The following is a 20315-nucleotide window of genomic DNA, read 5'->3' as shown; positions in this document are numbered from 1 at the left end:
GGTGTTTCATAAAGTAGTCTTTTTTTGCTATAATATGGAATTTGTAGGGTACACAAAGAGATAGGGGTAATTGATAGTGAATACACCAGCATCAAGACAGGGTAACCTAATACGCTATATTTTCTATTTAATTGGTTACTTAATGGTTGCCGGCGCGTTCAAACTGGTTACGATGAATTCACCAATTCACATCTGGGATTTGATTTTGTTTATAACCATTTCTTTGATGGTGTTGCTATTTTTCATTTACCGGTTTAATCGTGAGCAACGCTTTTTCGATAGAAGCTATTCTGGTTCCTGGCTTAATAACTTTGGCTTAATTATTGCTTCAACAATTGTTATAACAGTTTTACGCATTTTTGTTTCGTGGTTGCAATCAACTGGAAAATTAAAAATGTATCATTTTCAGATTGCTTATTTGCATCATGAATCGACTTTAGCCTATTGGTTTCTCTTATTGGCGTTGGGTGTGGTTATACCAGTTTTGCAGGAATTCTTAATTACTGGTTTCTTGTTTAATTATGCTTTTCGCCAAAACACAGTAATGACAGCAGTTTTGGGTATTATTGTTTCAGGCGTTTTGTTTAGTTTGCTAAACTGGCAAGATTCAATTGCGCTTTTGCTAGTTAATGCGCTTTTTGGCGCAATATTTGCATGGTCGTATCTGCATACCCAGACAATTTGGATGCCAATCTACTTGGCGGTCCTAAATAGCGTAATTCTAATTATTATGACTTAAGCAAAATAACATAAAACAAAAAAGGCAACGATGATTAATCGTTGCCTTTTTCTTGTTAAGCGGATAGCGTGAATCGAACCCGCATCTTCAGCTTGGGAAGCTAACGTTCTACCATTAAACTATACCCGCATTACTCAAATAGTTTACCATGTTTCTTTTTTGAAACCAAGCACAGATTTGGTAATTAGCTTATGAAGAAGTTGAAGTTATTTTAAAAAGATACTTACTGCCGTTGAGGAAGCTTGGCACTTGTGAGCTGAAAGTGACTACGATCAACGAGGGATGAAAAGTCCTGAAAGAGCCATTGGCGTAGTTCACTAGGTTTGATCACTAGCGGCATCCGATCGTGCACTTTGGCATATTCTGCTGACGGCTGCGTAGTTACCATTGAAAAATGGTCTTTTTGATAGATTCCGGCAATCAGCGTTAATGGCTCATTAGCAGTTTGAAAATAGTAGCGTTCGTGATATTCATGGTTGTTAGCAGCAACATAAGTTTCATGACTGGATTCAAAAAACTGGCTAGCAATAATGATGCACCGATATTTAGCAAAGGAAGAATCCCACATTGACTTCTTTTGCTCAAAAAACCGTTCAACGCGTGCGTTAAAAAGCACCTTTTGGTGGTCAAATGGACTAGGGTAACCCCAAGCTTTTGACTGGAGTTGAAGCTGATCATTTTGGTATAGCAACACTGAAGCGGCCCCTTTTGGAAAAACTGCCTGATTTTGTGGTAAGTTCTTATCGGGTTCAATTAATGGTAGGTTTAAGTCATTTACTAAGTATTTTTTAATATCTGCTAAGGTAGGCAGCTGAAATTGATTGCACATTTTATCCTCCATGTTTAATCATTGCTTGATTTTTGGTAGAATTAACTATAATTATTACATTAAAACAGTTTTTAAGTTTTCAGAAAGGTAAAAACCATGGCTAAAAAAGTTATTTTGACGGGTGACCGCCCAACCGGAAAGCTCCACGTTGGGCATTACATCGGTTCCTTAAAAAATCGGGTAATGCTACAAAATTCAGGGGAGTATCAGCCTTATATCATGATTGCTGATACACAAGCATTAACTGATAATGCCCGCGATCCCGAAAAAATCCGTAATAGTCTCATTCAAGTTGCATTGGATTATTTGGCTGTTGGCATTGACCCTGAAAAATCAACTATTTTTGTGCAATCCCAAATTTCTGCTCTATTTGAATTGACAGCATATTATATGGACCTTGTGACTGTGAGTCGCTTGGAGCGTAATCCAACAGTTAAGGCTGAAATTAAGCAAAAGAACTTTAATGATTCCATTCCGGTTGGCTTTCTGAACTACCCAGTTTCGCAGGCAGCCGATATTACGGCGTTCAAGGCAACACTAGTGCCAGTTGGTGATGACCAAGAGCCAATGCTTGAGCAGGCACGTGAAATTGTTCGTACGTTTAACCGCGTTTATGACTGCGATGTTTTGGTTGAACCAGAAGGTTACTTTCCTGAAAAAGGCCAGGGTCGTTTACCAGGACTTGATGGTAACGCCAAAATGTCAAAATCTTTAGGTAATGCGATTTATCTATCTGATGATTCTGAAACTGTTCAGAAAAAGGTCATGTCAATGTACACTGACCCTAATCACATTCATGTTGAAGATCCAGGCAAGGTTGAAGGCAACACTGTTTTCACTTACCTCGACATTTTCGATCCTGATAAAAATAAGGTAGCGCAATTAAAGGAAGATTACCAAAAAGGCGGCTTGGGTGACGTCAAAATTAAGCGCTATTTAAATGAAGTGCTTGAAAACGAATTGGCACCAATTCGCCAGCGCAGAGCAGAATATGAACAAAAGCAAGATGAAGTCTATGAAATGCTAATCGAAGGCTCGGAAAAAGCCAACCAGGTTGCAAATCAAACCTTAAGTGAGGTAAGGGATGCAATCGGTCTGAACTATTTTAAGAGGTAAAAAAGATGCGTGATCGGATTCCTTGGAAGCAATATTTTATGATGCAGGCGTTGGTAATTGCCCAACGTTCCACCTGTGATCGTGCGCTTGTTGGTAGTGTTCTGGTTAAGGATAATCGGATAATTGGTACGGGCTATAATGGCTCTGTTACGAATGAACCACACTGCGATGATGTTGGCCACCAGCTGGTCGATGGGCACTGCGTCCGCACCATTCACTCCGAAATGAACTCGCTTATTCAGTGCGCTCGTAATGGCGTTTCAACTGATGGTACGGAGATCTATGTCACGCATTTTCCATGCTATAATTGTGCCAAGTCGCTGGTTCAAGCTGGAGTTAAGAAGATTAATTATTATTTTGACTATCACGACAGTCCGTTAACAATTGCACTGTTTAAAGATTGTGGGGTTCCTTATGAGCAAATTAAAATCGACCGAAATTACGTGGAGCAGTTGGCACGTAAATTGGAAGATGCTGAAAACTAAGCTAGTAGCAGTTATTGCACTGATCGGTCTTTTTCTAACAACGACCGCTTTTTCAAATCCAGATTTACACGATAACTGTAATTTGGTAGAAAAAGAAACTAGCAAGTTAATTAAGGAGAAAAACAACCGCTATTTACAAACCAGTGAGCAACCCAAGATCATTGTAAAAACAGTCAACCGGGTTGATCATTTAACACCTAAGAAATTAAGTAAGTATAAGCGCACTGTCTTTATTATTGTGGGTTATAAGGATAAAAAGAAAAATGTTCAGATTTATTCCAGCAAGGATCTACATAGTGCCTTTACTGCTGACATTAGGGGTAACATTATTCGGTCACAATCTGATCAGCTTCGTAGTAACAATAAAAAAGAGTTTAATAAGGGCCTGCGGTTCGTTTTTAGAGCTTGCGCTACCACAATTGATCAGCGCTACCAATATGCACTAGATAAATATGATTTATCAAACGATGAACGGACACAGCTTACACATCCGCGCCGTCTGGCATTACCGATTGCCTTGGCACTAGTACTAGTAATCGGTGGCTTATTATATTTCTTCAAGAGTAATATGCAACTAAAGAAATAAATTAAATAACTTGACTTAGCATAGTTTGATATATTACACTCAATATGAAAATTAAATAGCAACAAATAAACTGTTAGGTGAGACTCCTACGTGAACATATGCTATCGCCCGGAAACATCCAGAGATGCCAACGAGTCAAATAGTTTCCGTCGACATAAGGCGGCAACCAGATAGCTAGCTCTAAGCTTACGTCACGTAGTGTTAAAACTGAACGACGAGTATTAATGATACCTTGTTTTAAAGGGGTCGCCAGCGGTATGTAGGCGGTCCCTTTTTAGTTTGTTTGAGTTCTTTGAAAAAAGGAGTGAGAATGATGCTGAGAAAACCAAATGAGGCAACCAGCAACAAGGATTTAGAACTGGTGAAGGCAATTGCCAAAGAAAGCAGGTCTGAAACTTTAGCTAGACTACATGCAAGTAGTGAAGGCTTATCCACTGAGCAAGCAGAAAAAAATCGTGAGGAGTATGGCGCAAATACAATTGAGTCCACACAACACAATTCAAAATTGCGCTTTTTGGTAGAAGCCTTTATTACACCGTTTACACTGGTAATATTAGTTTTAGCTGCTTTGTCACTATGTACAGATTATATTTTTGTACCAGCAGGTGAAAAAGACTTAACTACTGTTTTAATCATGTTAATCATGGTATTTATTTCGGGAGTAACTAGTTTTATTCAAAATGTTAGGTCATCAAACGCGGTCGATTCGCTGCTCAAGATGGTTTCTGTAACAACAGACATTATCAGAGACGGTAAGGACCAAGAAATTGATACCAGCGAAGTGGTCGTTGGCGATATCATCAGACTGGCTGCAGGCGACATGGTTCCTGCAGATATGCGTCTTTTAAATAGTAAAGACTTGTTCTGTTCATCCAGTTCACTAAACGGTGAATCGAATCCAGTAGAAAAGATTGCGACTAAGAAACCAAAAATTGGTGCCGATCGAGATTACCTCGACTACCCTAATGTTCTTTACGAAGGGACCACAATTGTTTCTGGTTCCGGACTAGGTGTGGTTTTTGCCACTGGTGAACGAACCATGTTTGGTAAGTTAGCCCACGACATTTCACACAATGATGTCAAAAACACAGCTTTTGATGACGGTATCAAAAATGTTTCTAAGCTGTTAATTATCATGACGGCAATTATTGCACCACTTGTTTTCATTATTAACGGCTTAACAAAGGGTGACTGGGTTAGTGCATTAATCTTTTCAATCGCAACTGCCGTTGGCTTAACGCCGGAAATGTTGCCAGTAATTGTTACAACCAATTTGGTTAAGGGTTCAATCGAAATGTCTAAAAAAGGCACGATTGTTAAGAAGATGAATTCAATCCAGAACTTTGGTTCAGCTGATATTCTATGTACTGATAAGACCGGTACATTAACTCAAGATAAAGTGGTTTTAGAGCGTCACTATGACCTCAACTTGCACGAAAACCAACATGTTTTGGAGTTAGGCTACCTGAATTCATACTATCAAACAGGAATGAAAAACTTGATTGATAAGGCAATTATTGAAGCTGCCGGTGATGAACTAGACATTAATGAAATTCAACGTGACTACAACAAAATTGACGAAATTCCGTTTGACTTTTCTAGAAGAAGAATGAGCGTGGTTGTGGAAAATTCTGACCGTGAGCACGGTGAACACCTTTTGGTAACTAAGGGTGCGTCCGAGGAAATGATGGCTGTTTCCACTAAGATCGAGGTTGACGGACAGATTTTGCCACTTACTGATGAACGCAAGAAAAAGGTAATGGACAAAGTCAATGATATGAACGATGATGGCTTGCGGGTTATCATGATGGCATACAAGCGCAATCCAGCACCCGTTGGTGAATTCTCTGTTAAAGATGAGAGTGATTTGATTCTATGCGGCTTCCTTGCCTTTCTTGATCCACCAAAGGAAAGTGCTAAGGCTGCCCTTGCACGACTCAAGGATGATGGAATTACCGTTAAAATTCTAACGGGCGATAATGAAGCTGTTACCAGAACAGTTGGTTTACAAGTTGGCTTGAATGTTGACACTGTCTATTCTGGTGCAGACTTAGAAGGTAAGAGCCCTGAAGAATTGGCAAAAATGGTGGAAGAGTGCAACATTTTTGTTAAGTTATCTCCAGAAGACAAAACCAACATTATAAACTTATTGAAAGACAACGGTCACACGGTTGGCTACATGGGCGATGGCATCAACGATGCCCCTGCAATGAAAGCCGCAGACGTTTCAATCTCAGTTGATACAGCAGTTGATATTGCTAAGGAATCAGCTGACATTATCTTATTACACAAAGATCTGAACGTACTAGAAACAGGTGTTAGAATTGGGCGTAAGGTCTTTGGTAACACGATGAAGTATATTAAGATTACCTTATCATCCAACTTCGGTAATATCCTGTCGATTATGGTTGCTTCTTCATTTTTGCCATTCTTACCAATGCTGCCATTACAACTGTTAGCACTAGATTTACTGTATGGAACTAGCTGTCTATCGCTACCATTTGATGATATGTCTGATGAATTCTTGCGTGAGCCGCGTACTTGGTCAACGAAAAAGCTGCCAAAATTCATGTTCTACTTCGGACCAACTTCATCCGTTTTTGATATTTTGACGTTTGCACTGCTGTACTTCGTCATTTGTCCACATTTAGTTGGTGGCAGCTTTACTGCAATTGGGCCAGCTAAACAAGCAGCGTTTATCGCATTGTTCCACACTGGCTGGTTTATTGAGTCACTTTGGACACAAGAAATGGTTATTCATGCTTTACGTGATCCACGCTTACCATTTATTGGCCAGCACGCATCGCCAAGCGTTACTTTGTCTACTTTTGGCGCAGGGGTAATTGGAACATTGATTCCATTTTCCTTCCTTGCACAAAAATTAGGCTTTGGACCAATGCCAATTTCCTTTATCTGGATTGTTTTAGTGATTTTAGTTCTCTATATCTTGTTGACGATGATTGTAAAACACTTCTACATGAAAGATGAAAAATTCTTAATTTAAATAGGCAAATCTTTATAATATATCTAAAAAAGGGAACTCCGTGAGGAATTCTCTTTTTTATTGATGTAGTATAATATAATGAAATTAAACGAATCTTAAGGAGAACAGAATATGGCTGATAAAAAAACTTTTTATATTACAACCCCAATTTACTATCCGTCCGGCCGTTTAACCATTGGTAATGCATACACAACAATTGCTGCCGATGTAATGGCACGTTACAAGCGTAGCCAAGGCTATGACACTTTCTTTTTAACTGGTACTGACGAACACGGCTTAAAGATTGAACAAAAAGCAGAAAAGCAAGGAATTAAGCCACAAGAGTTTGTTGACAACATGGTTGTAATATACAAAAAGCTATGGAAGAGCCTAGATATTTCATACGATAAATTCATTAGAACTACTGATGAAGAGCACGTTAAGGGTGTCCAGAAAATTTTTGAACAACTATTAAAACAAGGCGATATCTATCTTGGTGAATACACTGGCTGGTACTCAGTTGAAGATGAAGAATATTTCACTGAATCTCAACTTGCAGAAGTTTATAAGGACGATGAAGGCAATGTGATTGGTGGTAAGGCGCCATCAGGTCATGAGGTTCAACTAGTTAAGGAGCCATCATACTTCTTTAAGATGAGTAAGTATGCTGATCGACTTTACCAATATTACCAAGACCATCCTGAATTTATTTTGCCTCATTCTCGTGAAAAAGAAATGGTTAATAACTTCATTAAACCTGGTCTTGAAGATTTATCAGTTACTCGTACTACTGTTTCCTGGGGAATTCCTGTCCCAAGTGATCCTAAGCACGTTGTTTACGTGTGGATTGATGCATTGTCTAACTATATTACTGCATTGGGTTATGGTTCAGATGACGACTCACTCTTTAAGAAATACTGGCCTGCAGATGTTCACCTAGTAGGTAAGGAAATTGTTCGTTTCCACACAATTTACTGGCCAATTATGTTGATGGCACTAGACTTGCCTTTACCTAAGCACGTTATTGGTCACGGCTGGGTATTAATGAAGGACGGTAAGATGTCCAAGTCTAAGGGTAATGCAGTTTATCCTGAATCTATCATAAATCGCTATGGCGTAGATGCTTTACGCTACTACTTAATGCGTGCATTACCATTTGGTTCTGATGGAGTCTTTACACCGGAAGACTTTGTTGAACGTGTTAACTACGATTTAGCAAATGATTTAGGTAACTTGCTTAACCGGACAGTTTCAATGATTAATCAATATCAAAATGGTGAAGTGGCGCCTGTTGCTAAAGACCAAGATGAGTTCGGTCAAGAGCTTGCTAGCGTTGCCACTGAGGCAATTGCTAATTATCAAAAAGATATGGATAAACTTTACTTTACCCAAGCAATTGAAGATATTTGGAAACTAGTTAGCCGTGCAAATAAATACATTGATGAAACCACTCCTTGGGAACTAAATAAGGAAGGCAAAAAAGAGGACTTGTCGCGTGTAATGTCCAACTTAGCTGAAAGCTTAAGAATCATTGCCTTATTAATTGCACCAATTATGACTAGAACACCAGTTGAAATGTTTAGACAGCTGGGACTTGATTGGGATAATTCTGAACAAAAGCAACTTGGTTTTGGCGATTTTGCTTGGAATGTCAAAGTTATCAGTGATCCAAAGCCAATTTATCCACGTTTGAAACCAGAAGACGAAATTAAGTACATCAAGGATGAAATGGCTAAGGCAAAACCAAAAAAGGAAAGCCGCAGTGAGAAAGTAAAAGATAAAGAAATCTCAATTGATGATTTTGACAAAGTCAAAATTAGAGTTGGAAAGATTCTTTCAGTTGAGCCTGTTCAAGGATCAAGTAAACTATTAAAATTCCAACTTGATTTTGGTAATGGTGATGAACGTCAAATCTTAAGTGGTATTCGGAAGTATTATCCAAATGCTAGCGAGTTACTGGATAAAAAAGTTTTGGCAGTTACTAACCTGAAACCACGTAAAATGCTTGGTCAATTAAGTCAAGGAATGCTTTTATCAAGTGAAAAAGGTGGCACAGTTAAGTTAGCAATTGTTGGCGACGAACATGAAATTGGGGCCGAATTAGGTTAATGGAATTAATTGATAATCATACGCACTTGCAAGATGGGCCTTTCCAGGGTAAAGAAGAATTTTATCTTGATCGCGCACGCCAATTGGGTGTTAATAAGATGATTTGTGTTGGTCAAGATCCAGAGTTTAATCGGGGCGCAATTGAACTTAGTCAACGTTTTGAGCAGGTTTATGCAATGGTCGGGTACTGTCCTGATGTTGCTAAAGATTACGACCAAAAGGCTGAAGATGAGTTAATTGAACAACTGCAAATACCTGGTGTTGTTGCAGTTGGAGAAATCGGCCTTGATTATTACTGGGATGAATCTCCGCGTGAACAGCAGCGCGAAGTATTTGCACGCCAGATTGAGGTTGCACATGAATTGAAAATGCCCGTAGACATTCACACAAGGGATGCCTTTGCAGATTGTTATGACATTTTGAAGAACAGTAATCTAGAATACGGGGCAGTTTTGCATAGTTTTAACGGTGATGTTTCTTGGCTTGAAAAGTTTTTAGATTTAAACGTCTGCTTTTCATATTCTGGTGTTGTTTCTTTCACCAAAGCAACGGAGGTTCATGAGGCCGCAAAGAAGACACCAATGGACCGGTTATTAGTTGAAACGGATGCACCATTTTTAACACCTAAGCCATATCGCGGTAAGCAAAATGAACCTGGCAATGTTTATTACGTTGCAAGAGCAATTGCTGAATTGAAAGACATTCCGTTAGAAGAAGTTGCCAAGGCAACTTATGAAAATACGATGAGGGTATATGGTCTTAACTAAAAAACAATTTAATGCCGTTGTAGTGGTAGAAGGTAAAGATGATACAATTCGCCTAAAACAGTTTTTTCCTGGCATCGAAACAATTGAAACCAATGGCTCTGATGTGCCACCGGTGGTCTTGACTGAGTTAAAAGAATTATCAAAGAAACGTGAAATAATTGTCTTAACCGACCCAGATCTTAATGGTGAGAGAATCCGCAGATTAGTTACTGAGGCGGTCCCTAGTGCTAAGCAGGCCTTTATTACACGCAAAGAAGGCGATCCTCATAAAAAAGGAAAGGGCAATTCACTGGGAGTTGAGCATGCCTCAAAGCAGGCACTTGTTAGGGCTTTGAGCGACTTACATGAACAGCAGGCTCCTTCTAGTGATATTAGCAAGCAAGCTTATCAAAAACTGGGTTTATCAAGCGGGCCCAATTCGCGAAAATTACGTGAGCAAGTGGGAATTAGCTTGCGTATCGGTTATGGCAACGCAAAACAGTTTTACAACCGGTTATGCACATTTGGTATTACGCTTAAGCAACTTGAGCAGGCCGTTAAGGAGGCAAAAAATGAATAACGAAATTCCAATTGGTTCCGCGGTTCGGACTCAAGCAATTATTAATCGCTACTTTATTAAGGCGAAGAAGAACCTAGGACAAAACTTTTTAGTTGATCTAGATGCAATTAAGGGGATTGTTCAGGCAGCTGGAATTCAACCTGGTGATCAGGTGATTGAAATTGGACCAGGGATTGGTTCGTTGACGGAGCAGCTCTTGCTTGCTGGTGCAAAGGTCTTTGCCTACGAAGTTGATGAGAGTTTACCGGAAATTTTACATAGTGAACTCCCTGCTAAAATAGATGGCGCCCCACTTGATGACCGCTTTAAACTAATGATGAAGGACATTTTGAAGGCAGACTTTCCGGCAGATTTTGAAGATTTCCTTGATGTAAAAAAACCAATTAAGGTTGTAGCTAATTTACCATACTATATTACAACTCCGATTATTTTCTTTTTGAATCAAGCAAACTTAAATTTCACTAGTTTAACTTTAATGATGCAAGAAGAAGTTGCCGAGCGGCTAGACGCTCAGCCAAATAGTAAAGCTTATGGTCCTTTGACAATCGCGGTTCAAACGCAAATGACAGTCAAACTTGCGCTAAACGTAAAAAGCAGTTCATTTATTCCGCGCCCTAAGGTTGACTCAAGTGTAGTTGTTTTGACTCCTTTGACAGAACAGATGGATGTTGGTGATCCGAAACACTTTAATTGGGTAGTGAAAATGTGTTTCAGTCAAAGGCGTAAAACTTTAAATAATAATTTAAAGAATTTAGTACCAGATCCTGATCAACGAAAACAGTTGGTAGATTCTTTAGGAGTGGATCCACGTATTAGACCGGAACAGCTCACAATCAAGCAGTTCATCCAGATTGCAGCCGCGATTTCACCGCAAAAATCATGAAAAGCTTCTGGGCTACCACTTAAAAAGAATTGAAAAAATGATAATATTGTAGTAAAATAGAGCTCCAAAGGAGTTGTTAACAGTGCCAACATCTATTACTACTATTAAGCAGAAATTAGATTCACATTTGGGTGATTCTTTGACTGTGGTTGCAAGAGCAGGACGTAAAAAAGTTACCAAAAGACGCGGGGTCTTGAAGGAAACATTCCCAGCTGTTTTCGTTGTTGATTTGGATCAGGACCAAAATAACTTTGAACATGTTTCATATAGCTACACGGATTTGTTAACCAAAAATATCACATTAAAATTTGATGATGCGGCTGAATAAGCTAGATTAAAAATAAAAAGATCATACTTTTTGGCATTAACATTTTGTAAAATGTTAGTGTCTTTTTTTGTCGTTCAGTGTATAGTAGAAGCAGGCAAAAGACAAACATTAGAGAGGGGATTTTATGAAACGTTCAGAGAGATTGGTCGATATGACTAAATATTTAATGGAACGCCCACATGACTTGATACCATTACCATTTTTCGCTAAGCGTTATGGAGCTGCTAAGTCATCTATTTCAGAAGATTTGGCAATCTTAAAGCATACTTTAGCTAATAATCAGGATGGTATCTTAGAAACTGTTGCGGGTGCTTCAGGAGGTGTCCGTTACGTTCCTTTTTGGGGTAAAAAACATGCGCAAAATTATTTAACTGATTTAGCTGCAAGAATTGAGGACCCGGATCGGATATTAGCGGGCGGCTTCGTTTATCTTTCTGATATTTTAGGAAATCCGCAAGACCTTGAAAAAATTGGTAAGCTGATTGCTACACGTTATGCATATTCCAAAATTGATGTGGTAATGACAATTGAAACCAAGGGTATTTCACTAGCTCAAGCTGTTGCGCGCCATTTAAACGTACCATTTATTATTGCACGCAAACGTTCAAAGGTGACTGAAGGCGCAACGGTTTCTGTTAACTACATTTCTTCTTCGCTTGATCGTGTGTCCAAGATGGAATTACCTACAAGGGTTTTAAATGAACACTCTAATGTTTTGCTAGTAGACGACTTTATGATGGCCGGTGGTACTTTGACCGGTATGCAGCAACTAGTTAGAGAATTCGATAGCAATATTGCTGGTATCTGTGTTTTATGTGAAGCTGATTTTGAAGATGAAAAGCTAATTGAAGGTCACCTTTCATTAGTTAAAATTAAGCGTGTAGACGGTAAAAAGAAAGTCATTATTGCTGAGCCAGGAACCATAATCGCACATACCGATTATGATCGCTTTTAGTTTGAAATAAAAGTAGGGCAAAATCCAAAATTAGAAGAGGCTAAAAAACATTGAAAAAATTTGTTATTGTTCTTGCTGCTGGCAAGGGTACAAGAATGAAATCTCAGCTATACAAGGTTTTACATCAAGTGTGTGGAAAAACAATGGTTGAACACGTTGTTGAGGCTGCACAAGGAATCGAACCTGATAAGATTGTAACTGTTGTTGGCACAGGTGCAGAAGATGTTAAAAAGGTACTAGGTGGAAAATCAGAATTTGCACTGCAGAAAAAGCAGTTGGGAACGGGTGACGCCGTTTTAACTGCAGAAAAAGAGTTAGCAGGAAAAGATGGTGCCACTTTAGTTATTACTGGTGATACGCCATTGTTTACTAGTGAAACCTTTAAAAAATTGTTTGATTACCATCAAACTAAAGGTAATGCAGCTACTGTTTTAACTGCGCAAGCACCTAACCCATACGGCTACGGTAGAATTATCCGTGACGATCAAGATAACGTCTTAAGAATTGTTGAACAAAAAGATGGCAGTCCTGAGGAATTGAAGACCAAAGAAATTAATACAGGTGTTTTTTGTTTCGATAATAAATTGCTGTTTGAAGCACTGAAACATGTTAATAATCAAAATGCACAAGGTGAATATTATCTGACTGATGTTCTGGAAATTTTGCGCAATGAAGGTCAACGAATTGGAGCATATCGCATGCGTGATTTTAGTGAGAGCATCGGTGTTAACGACCGTGTTGCGCTCGCGCAAGCAAGTAAAATCATGCAAAAGCGGATTAATGAAAAGCACATGTGCAATGGCGTTACCTTTATTGATCCTGATACAGCTTATATTGATTCAGACGTGAAAATTGGTTCGGATACAGTTATTGAAGGCAATGTTGTCATTAAGGGCAAGACAGAAATTGGCAGTGATTGCTTGATTACTTCTGGCTCACGGATTGTTGACTCATCTATTGGCGACCATGTAACAGTTACTTCATCAACAATTGAGAACTCACAAATGTTTGAAAACACTGATATTGGACCAAATTCGCATTTGCGGCCTAATTCAATCATTAAGAAGGGTGCACATATCGGTAACTTTGTTGAAGTTAAGAATGCCGAAATTGGCGAGAACTCTAAGGTTGGTCACTTGACTTATGTTGGGGATGCAACTTTGGGTAAAGACATTAATGTCGGTTGTGGCACAATCTTTGCTAATTATGATGGTATAAAAAAGGATCATATTAATGTCGGTGACCGTGCCTTCATTGGCTCAGGAGCCACTTTAATCGCACCGGTAAATATTTCAGATCACGCCTTTGTTGCTGCTGACTCAACTATTACCAAGGATGTAAACAAGTATGATATGGCGATTGCACGTGGACGTCAGGTGAATAAGCCCGACTATTGGCACAAGTTACCGTTATCAAAAGATGAAAATTGGGAGTAAACCTGTTTTTCAGGATTAAATTTAGAAGACAACACAAATGTAATTAAATAGTATTAAGAAAAGGTAAGATGTTACCATCTTGATTGGTTTAATTGCATTTTCGGTATACAATAAATATATTAAAATAGTTTTTTAATGAGGTGTAATAAACAAATGAAACTAAGTCATAAATTAATGATGGTATCAACAGCTGCACTTATTGGTGTTAGTCCAGTATTGAGTGCGAGTCAAACTGCAGTGGTGCAAGCAGCTCATAAATCTACAGCAAAAAAGACTTCTTCTACTAAGAAAAATACTTCAAAGAAGGGCACAATTAAATTAAGCCACAATTCTTATGTATATGATAAAGACGGTAAGCGTCTAAAGACTTATATGGGAAGTTCAAAGAACACCACCATAGGTAAAGGCATTACTCTTAAATATAAAGACAAAGTGCTAATCGATGATATTGAATTTTACGATATTGGTGGTGGTGCTTTTGTCAAAGCAGCTAATGTTGGCTATGTTGACGGTAAGAAGGTTACCAAAGCTAACGCAACCACTTCTACTGCAAGTGCTAAGATTAAGCACAATGCTTACATTTACGATGCTAAGGGCAAAACTGACAAGAAGAAGATCAAGAAGGGTCAAATAGTTACCTTTGATCAAGCAATTTACATTGGTAATAAGCTCTACTACCGCATCAGTGGCCAATCTAATCAATTTGTCAAGGCAGCTAATGTTGGCAAATTATCTGGTGCAAGTTTAAAACCAGTCAACGAGGACAATACGCCAAGCGATAACCAAAATGATCCTACTGTAATTACTTTGAACCATAATGCATATATCTACGATGATCAAGGTAATGCAAGCAAGACTTTGCTTAAGAAGGGGCAACAAGTTCAAGTAGATAAATTACAGTATATTGACGGAAAATTATACTATCGTATTAGCGATAGTAAATATCCTGGTGAAAATCAATGGGTTAAGAAGAGCAATGTTGGTGTAATCACCGGTAAGCAATTAAAACCCGCAAATGAAAAGCCAGTAGACAATCAGAATGAAACTTTTGCTACTATTGCGCGTGACACTAATGTTTATGATGAAAAGGGTGTTGCTCAGCCAACAAAGACCTTTGCTAAAGGACATGTTGCTCGTGTAAATGAACTGCGTTATATTTGGGTTCAATCTGAAAGCAAGGCTGTTTTGTTCTATAAATTACAAAGTGATAAGAATGGTTTTATTAAAGAGAGTGATGTTAACACTGTAAGTGGACATAAACTTACTCCAGTTAACACACCAGAAACTGCTAAAAGTCAGACCGTTACTGCTACTGATACAGACAAGAAGCCACTACAAGATGCTTTAGGTCAAGCAGCAGCTGTTAAGGCTAGCGATGCATATAAGCTTTCAGCTAAGTCATTACGTGATGCCTACGATGCAGCTATTGCAACTGGTACACAAGTTAATACTGCAATTTCAACTGTTGCACAGGTAAATGATACTTTAAGCAAAATAACTTCTGCTAAAAATGCTCTTAACGGCAAAAAAGTTGTAGTTAACGACTTAAAGAACTTAAGTATTAGTGAAGCTGATCAAATTGTTCAACTTGCTGCTACAGCAAATGGTGTGGACAAATCAGCAATTCAATTTAGCAACAACAACACTGTTCTAACAATCACTAGTGCAAATGGTTTCCAACAAACTTTGAACATTACTGATTACGCAACTACAAACAAATAGTTAATGCGTTTATATCAAATGCCACCAAATATTTGGTGGCATTTTTTATTGTCAAAGATAGCTTACTAATATGTCAGTTAAGTGGCAAGAAGCTTTACTTAATAAAGATGTTTTACTATAATATATTGAAACGTTTCAAAAATATTGAGTGAGGTATGAAAATGAATAATCAAGCGTTACCTGATAATTTTATGTGGGGTAATTCAACTTCAAGCATGCAGACGGAAGGTGCGGTCCATGAAGGTGGAAAAGGCGACTCTGTTTATGCAAACTATCGATCAGAAGATGGCTCATCAGTATGGGATGAAGCAATTGATGAGTACCATCGATATCCAGCTGATTTAGATTTGATGGCTGATCAGGGAATTAATTGCTATCGTTTTCAAATATCATGGAGTAGAGTAAACCCAACGGGTGACGGTGATTTCAACCCAGAGGGAATTAAGTTTTACTCGGATCTAATCGATGAACTGTTAAAAAGAAAAATTCAACCAATGATTTGCCTCTATCATTTTGACATGCCACTAAATCTAGCTAAGAAATATAATGGCTTCAGTAGTAGGTATGTAGTTGACGCTTTCGTTCGATACGGTAAAAAGATGATCGACTTGTTTGGTGACCGTGTTAAATACTGGATTACTTTTAATGAACAAAACCTTTATTTTATGCCTGGTGCAGCGAAAATTGCAGGCTCACTAAAAGAAGAAGAAACGCTGACGGATATTTATACCATTAGTCACCACTTGATGCTAGCTCACGCTAGAATTGCTGCTTACTTACATCAAACAACGGACTGTAAAATTGGGGGCATGCTCGCCTACAGTGAAGTTTATCCTGTTTCTGCACTTCCCAAAGATGTTTTGTATGCACGTCAATTAGATGAGTTCTTTAACAAAAATTTGTTAGATGCGTTTGTTTTTGGACATTACTCAAACGAAGTGATTAGTTTTGTTAAAAATAATAATCTTAATGTGGATGTTTTACCTGAAGACCTTAAAGAGATTAGTAAAATGAAAAGTGATTATATTGCTTTTAGTTACTATCAAAGTGCAACAATTAGTAGTAGTTTGATTCCAGACAAAACTGCGCCAAATTATTACCTTCAATATGGCGGTAAAGAAAATCCATTTTTGCAAGTAAACGAGTGGGGCTGGTCAATTGATCCTACTGGCTTTAGAGACATTTTAACCAAGACGTATAATCAGTATCAACTGCCAATGTTTCCGATTGAAAATGGAATAGGAATTAGAGAGAACTACCACGGAAAAGAAATTGATGATGACCTTCGGATTAGATATCACAAAGAACATATTCAAGCATTAAAAGACGCAATGTACATCGATGGTGTCGACATTATTGGCTACTTAGTTTGGGGACTTATTGATATACCAAGTTCTTCAGGCAACATGGATAAGAGATATGGCATGGTTTATGTTAATCGTACTAACAAAGAAGTCCTTGATCTCAAACGGATTCCTAAAAAAAGTTACTGGTGGTTTAAAAAAGTAATTCAAAGTAATGGTAGGTACTTGGACTAAATACTAGGAGAGAAAAATGAAATTAGCGGTTTTCGATATTGGTGGCACCAATCTTAAATGTGGATATTTCGGTGACGATTATAACATTACGTGTCAAAAAAAGTATGAAACACCTAAAACATTCAAAGGACTGGTAAAACAGATGCATCGCTATCTTGATACACTACTGGATATAGATGGGATTGCTATCAGTGCTCCAGGAGCAGTTGATGACACAAGGGGTGAAATTGATGGTATCAGTTCAGTACCCTATATTCATAATCGGCCAATTTTTCATGAGCTTGAAGCAGAATTTGGGCTGCCAGTAACTATTGAGAATGATGCTAATTGTGCTGGCATTTGCGAAGTTAATATTGGTGCAGGTAAAAACTTTACCAATGTAGCTTTTGTTGTAGTTGGTACTGGTGTCGGTGGTGCAGTTTTTATAAATAGAAAATTATACAAAGGTAGTCATCTGTTTGGAGGCGAGTTTGGTTTAATGTCGACTGCTGATGGTTCAATCTTGAGTATGCAAGCAACAATTGTTAAGGCAGCAGCCAAGTATGTTGCTCAAACAGAAGCCGATGATGTAGATGGAGAAAAACTGTTTTTATTGGCTGATCAAGGTGATAAGTTGGCAAATGAGCTGATTGACGAAGTGTATGACTGTTTAGCTATGGGACTTTATAACATTCAAGTTTCGTTCGATTTTGATGCAATTATTATCGGTGGTGGTGTTTCAGCGCGTAGCAGTTTTAGTGCTGAAGTAGCCAAGCGTCTAAAGGCACAACTTGTGGAAAAGAAAGTTGAAAAGATCATGCCTGTTGTTGAAACGTGTCAATACCATAATGACGCTAATTTATATGGTGCAGCCTATAATTTTATTGAAAAACAAAAAAAGAGGTAAAAATGGTCACGATTAAAGATATTGCCAATAAGTCAGGTGTGTCTGTTGGGTCTATTTCACGCTATTTGAATGGTGTTCATTTAAAAAAAGCAAATGAGGAAAAGATTCAGCAAGCAATCAAAGAACTGCATTATATCCCAAATCAAACGGCAAAAGCGCTGAAGATGAATAAATCATTTTCAATTGGGATCTTAGTTGATAATATGGATAACTTTTATAGCTCTCAGCTGCTGGCAGCATTAGAACAACTATTTGATCAGGCTGGTTACTTTTTGCTTTTAACTAGTCACCGAAACGACAAGGAAACTTTTGAATACAAGCTGAAAAAACTGATTGAACGGTCAGTAGATGCATTAATTATTTTGAAAGCTGAAACTAAGTGGGATGCATTTCAAGAAGTAGGTCAGGTTGGGATTCCTGTAATCTCAGTTGAAGCATCTTTAGCAGACAAATCAGTTCCAGAAATATTGAGTGCCGATCAACAAGCGTCTCAAGAAGTTGTGGAACGAATGTTGAAAAAGCGAAAGAAAACAGCATTCATCATTCCAACTGAAAGCGATTATGTACTTCAACAACGATTAGCAGGAATTAATGCGGCATGTAAAAAAATGTCAGTTAAAATTTCATCTGATCAAATAATTTATGTTGACTATGGAACTACTGAAGCGTATGAAGCTGTATCCGAGCTAATAAAAAACGGCTTTGATTCGATTTTTGTTACCAATTATACGAATGCAATTCAAGTTGTAGAAGGAATTCGTGATGCTGGCATGGAAGTTGGAACACAGATTGCAGTTGCTGGATTTGGTTACTCTCACCTACTCCAAAACATGAAGCTACCGATTACATTAATTAAGCAGCCTGTGGATAAAATTGCGGAAAAAGTGGCAGACTCAACTTTAAAACTTCTCGACAATCAAGAAGTGAATAAGCAAGTATTTATTCAGGATAAGATTTTTTGGCAAAAGGAGCTAGAAAATGAGTGAAAACAAGAAACGACAGGATATTATTGAAAACAAAGCAACTCAGCAAGAAGCCTATCAGGATTTGCCAACTGAAATTATTGACAAGCTTGAGTGGTTCCAAGATCAAAAGCTTGGCATTATTTTTCACTGGGGCCTATATTCACAAGCAGGAATAGTTGAATCGTGGCAATTATCTAAAGAAGATGACTGGGCTCGCAAGCATGGTGCTTGGAGATCAGATTTAACCACATTAAGGCATGACTACTGGAATTTGAATAGGGAATTCAATCCAGTTAAATTTAATCCGAATGATTGGGCAAAAGCAGCTAAAGATGCGGGTTTTAAGTATATGTTATTTACAACTAAGCACCACGATGGCTTTAATATGTACGACACAAGCTATAGTGACTACAAAATAACGGCAGCAGATTCTGCGTTTCATACTAATCCACAAGCCGATCTTTTAAAGTATGTGAATAATGCATTTCGCAAAGAAGGGATTGCGACAGGTGCATATTATTCCAAGGCTGACTGGCATAGTCCTTTTTATTGGGAGCCTAATTCAGACCCGCAAGGTCGATATGCTAGTTACGACCCTGAAGAGAAACCAGAATTGTGGCATCAATTTCAGCAGTTCGTTGAAAATCAGCTATTAGAAATTTGTCAAAATTATGGTCCAATTGATATTTTATGGCTTGATGCTGGTTGGGTTAATAGTATGCATCATGAGCAACTACCAATGGATGAAATTGCACAAAAGATTTGGCAGATTAAGCCAGATACTTTAATTGTTGATCGAACAATTGGTGGGAAATATGAAAATTATGTTACCCCGGAGCAAAAAATTCCAACAGTACCACCGAAAAAAGTTTGGGAAAGCAATCTTACTTTGGCCAAAAACTGGGGCTATGTTCCTAACGACCAGTATAAGAGCTTTGACGAAATTTTAAGTAGTATCGTAAAGATTATTAGCTTAGGCGGGAATGTGATTTTAGGTGTTGGGCCTAAGCCAGATGGGACCTTACCAGAACCCGCACTAGCTCTAATGAAGCAACTGGGTGAATGGCTAAAAGTGTTTGGGGAAGCGGTCTATAGTACACGTGGGTGTCCCGATTATGCAAAAAATCAGCTATATCTAACTAAGAAAGATGGTAATCACTATCTGTTTTACGAGCAACAACAGGGTGGTGAACAAAAATCTCTTGCTGATTTAGCTTTTTCTTATAAATCTGTTGAGAACTTAGAAACAAAAGGAAACATCCAGTCTTCTGGTTCTAGGATCACTTTGCCAGAAACTGCATTTCCTTTTGGAGTATTAAAACTAAAAGCGGGTAAGTAATTAAACTAAAGTAATCTGTAAAAGCTTTCATTTTTATATTGAAACGTTTCCAAAAACATTGTATAATAGTGTTATTGAAACGTTTCAATA

The 20315-nt window shown here is 38.2% G+C and carries 18 protein-coding genes, 1 tRNA gene and 1 riboswitch; of the genes, 17 read left to right on the top strand and 2 right to left on the bottom strand.

The genetic code is table 11. The features are described 5' to 3' along the window. Positions 1-76: 76 nt before the first annotated feature. Positions 77-739, top strand: coding sequence for a CPBP family intramembrane glutamic endopeptidase (locus DKL56_RS06660; RefSeq protein WP_109715834.1), 663 nt, complete (start codon positions 77-79; stop codon positions 737-739). A 58-nt stretch (positions 740-797) separates the two neighbouring features. Here DKL56_RS06660 and DKL56_RS06655 read toward each other — a convergent pair. Further along, a tRNA-Gly gene (locus DKL56_RS06655) sits at positions 798-868 on the bottom strand. A gap of 94 nt (positions 869-962) precedes the next feature. Next, the gene (locus tag DKL56_RS06650; protein WP_109715833.1) at positions 963-1568 is read right to left on the bottom strand and encodes an SOS response-associated peptidase family protein; all 606 of its coding nucleotides are present in this window, start codon (positions 1566-1568) and stop codon (positions 963-965) included. Between the two features lie 96 nt (positions 1569-1664). On the opposite strand from DKL56_RS06650, the gene trpS reads away from it, so the two are divergent. The 16 genes from trpS to DKL56_RS06570 all read left to right on the top strand — a co-directional run bounded on the left by trpS (position 1665) and on the right by DKL56_RS06570 (position 20225). Continuing rightward, on the top strand, positions 1665-2684 hold the full coding sequence (gene trpS, locus DKL56_RS06645) for a tryptophan--tRNA ligase (RefSeq protein ID WP_109715832.1): 1020 nt from the start codon (positions 1665-1667) through the stop codon (positions 2682-2684). A 5-nt stretch (positions 2685-2689) separates the two neighbouring features. Beyond that, complete coding sequence (locus DKL56_RS06640; RefSeq protein WP_109715831.1) at positions 2690-3169, top strand: deoxycytidylate deaminase; 480 nt, start codon at positions 2690-2692, stop codon at positions 3167-3169. Continuing rightward, the gene (locus DKL56_RS06635) at positions 3099-3755 is read left to right on the top strand and encodes a TPM domain-containing protein (RefSeq protein WP_420812388.1); all 657 of its coding nucleotides are present in this window, start codon (positions 3099-3101) and stop codon (positions 3753-3755) included. Before DKL56_RS06640 ends, DKL56_RS06635 begins: the two co-directional genes overlap by 71 nt. A gap of 62 nt (positions 3756-3817) precedes the next feature. Then, positions 3818-3982: riboswitch (M-box (ykoK) riboswitch) on the top strand. A gap of 86 nt (positions 3983-4068) precedes the next feature. Then, the gene (mgtA, locus tag DKL56_RS06630) at positions 4069-6759 is read left to right on the top strand and encodes a magnesium-translocating P-type ATPase (protein ID WP_109715830.1); all 2691 of its coding nucleotides are present in this window, start codon (positions 4069-4071) and stop codon (positions 6757-6759) included. A 111-nt stretch (positions 6760-6870) separates the two neighbouring features. Then, on the top strand, positions 6871-8847 hold the full coding sequence (metG, locus tag DKL56_RS06625) for a methionine--tRNA ligase (RefSeq protein ID WP_109715829.1): 1977 nt from the start codon (positions 6871-6873) through the stop codon (positions 8845-8847). Further along, on the top strand, positions 8847-9614 hold the full coding sequence (locus DKL56_RS06620) for a TatD family hydrolase (protein WP_109715828.1): 768 nt from the start codon (positions 8847-8849) through the stop codon (positions 9612-9614). The genes metG and DKL56_RS06620 overlap by 1 nt, the downstream gene beginning before the upstream one ends. Next, on the top strand, positions 9601-10173 hold the full coding sequence (rnmV, locus tag DKL56_RS06615; RefSeq protein WP_046307716.1) for a ribonuclease M5: 573 nt from the start codon (positions 9601-9603) through the stop codon (positions 10171-10173). The genes DKL56_RS06620 and rnmV overlap by 14 nt, the downstream gene beginning before the upstream one ends. Further along, positions 10166-11056 (top strand): 16S rRNA (adenine(1518)-N(6)/adenine(1519)-N(6))-dimethyltransferase RsmA, encoded by an 891-nt coding sequence (rsmA, locus tag DKL56_RS06610; RefSeq protein ID WP_109715827.1) that lies wholly within the window; start codon positions 10166-10168, stop codon positions 11054-11056. Before rnmV ends, rsmA begins: the two co-directional genes overlap by 8 nt. 82 nt (positions 11057-11138) lie before the next feature. Beyond that, positions 11139-11384: a Veg family protein gene (locus DKL56_RS06605; RefSeq protein ID WP_046307712.1), complete on the top strand. Its 246-nt coding sequence runs from the start codon at positions 11139-11141 to the stop codon at positions 11382-11384. Positions 11385-11508: 124 nt separating this feature from the next. Then, positions 11509-12339: a pur operon repressor gene (gene purR / locus DKL56_RS06600; RefSeq protein ID WP_074425824.1), complete on the top strand. Its 831-nt coding sequence runs from the start codon at positions 11509-11511 to the stop codon at positions 12337-12339. 50 nt (positions 12340-12389) lie between these two features. After that, positions 12390-13775 carry a bifunctional UDP-N-acetylglucosamine diphosphorylase/glucosamine-1-phosphate N-acetyltransferase GlmU gene (gene glmU / locus DKL56_RS06595; RefSeq protein WP_109715826.1) on the top strand — a complete coding sequence of 462 codons (1386 nt, stop codon included), beginning with the start codon at positions 12390-12392 and terminating at the stop codon, positions 13773-13775. Between the two features lie 153 nt (positions 13776-13928). After that, positions 13929-15497 carry an SLAP domain-containing protein gene (locus DKL56_RS06590; protein WP_162542515.1) on the top strand — a complete coding sequence of 523 codons (1569 nt, stop codon included), beginning with the start codon at positions 13929-13931 and terminating at the stop codon, positions 15495-15497. A gap of 161 nt (positions 15498-15658) precedes the next feature. Next, entirely contained in the window at positions 15659-17035 is a 1377-nt protein-coding gene (locus tag DKL56_RS06585) for a glycoside hydrolase family 1 protein (protein WP_204116342.1), read from the top strand. Positions 17036-17051: 16 nt separating this feature from the next. Continuing rightward, entirely contained in the window at positions 17052-17921 is an 870-nt protein-coding gene (locus DKL56_RS06580) for an ROK family protein (RefSeq protein ID WP_109715823.1), read from the top strand. Between the two features lie 2 nt (positions 17922-17923). Continuing rightward, entirely contained in the window at positions 17924-18907 is a 984-nt protein-coding gene (locus DKL56_RS06575; protein WP_109715822.1) for a LacI family DNA-binding transcriptional regulator, read from the top strand. Next, positions 18900-20225: an alpha-L-fucosidase gene (locus tag DKL56_RS06570; protein WP_109715821.1), complete on the top strand. Its 1326-nt coding sequence runs from the start codon at positions 18900-18902 to the stop codon at positions 20223-20225. Before DKL56_RS06575 ends, DKL56_RS06570 begins: the two co-directional genes overlap by 8 nt. Positions 20226-20315: the final 90 nt, after the last annotated feature.

The organism is Lactobacillus apis (assembly GCF_003150935.1).
GTDB lineage: Bacteria > Bacillota > Bacilli > Lactobacillales > Lactobacillaceae > Lactobacillus > Lactobacillus apis.
The sequence above is the reverse complement of the archived record's forward strand: the minus strand, read 5'-3'. Positions and strand labels throughout refer to the sequence as shown.

Bases quoted from the DNA above. Each gene is read 5' to 3' on its own strand.
- DKL56_RS06650 (WP_109715833.1), bottom strand. From the start codon at position 1,568: ATGTGCAATCAATTTCAGCTGCCTACCTTAGCAGATATTAAAAAATAC.
- trpS (WP_109715832.1), top strand. From the start codon at position 1,665: ATGGCTAAAAAAGTTATTTTGACGGGTGACCGCCCAACCGGAAAGCTC.
- DKL56_RS06640 (WP_109715831.1), top strand. From the start codon at position 2,690: ATGCGTGATCGGATTCCTTGGAAGCAATATTTTATGATGCAGGCGTTG.
- DKL56_RS06635 (WP_420812388.1), top strand. From the start codon at position 3,099: ATGAGCAAATTAAAATCGACCGAAATTACGTGGAGCAGTTGGCACGTA.
- mgtA (WP_109715830.1), top strand. From the start codon at position 4,069: ATGCTGAGAAAACCAAATGAGGCAACCAGCAACAAGGATTTAGAACTG.
- metG (WP_109715829.1), top strand. From the start codon at position 6,871: ATGGCTGATAAAAAAACTTTTTATATTACAACCCCAATTTACTATCCG.
- DKL56_RS06620 (WP_109715828.1), top strand. From the start codon at position 8,847: ATGGAATTAATTGATAATCATACGCACTTGCAAGATGGGCCTTTCCAG.
- rnmV (WP_046307716.1), top strand. From the start codon at position 9,601: ATGGTCTTAACTAAAAAACAATTTAATGCCGTTGTAGTGGTAGAAGGT.
- rsmA (WP_109715827.1), top strand. From the start codon at position 10,166: ATGAATAACGAAATTCCAATTGGTTCCGCGGTTCGGACTCAAGCAATT.
- purR (WP_074425824.1), top strand. From the start codon at position 11,509: ATGAAACGTTCAGAGAGATTGGTCGATATGACTAAATATTTAATGGAA.
- DKL56_RS06590 (WP_162542515.1), top strand. From the start codon at position 13,929: ATGAAACTAAGTCATAAATTAATGATGGTATCAACAGCTGCACTTATT.
- DKL56_RS06585 (WP_204116342.1), top strand. From the start codon at position 15,659: ATGAATAATCAAGCGTTACCTGATAATTTTATGTGGGGTAATTCAACT.
- DKL56_RS06580 (WP_109715823.1), top strand. From the start codon at position 17,052: ATGAAATTAGCGGTTTTCGATATTGGTGGCACCAATCTTAAATGTGGA.
- DKL56_RS06575 (WP_109715822.1), top strand. From the start codon at position 17,924: ATGGTCACGATTAAAGATATTGCCAATAAGTCAGGTGTGTCTGTTGGG.
- DKL56_RS06570 (WP_109715821.1), top strand. From the start codon at position 18,900: ATGAGTGAAAACAAGAAACGACAGGATATTATTGAAAACAAAGCAACT.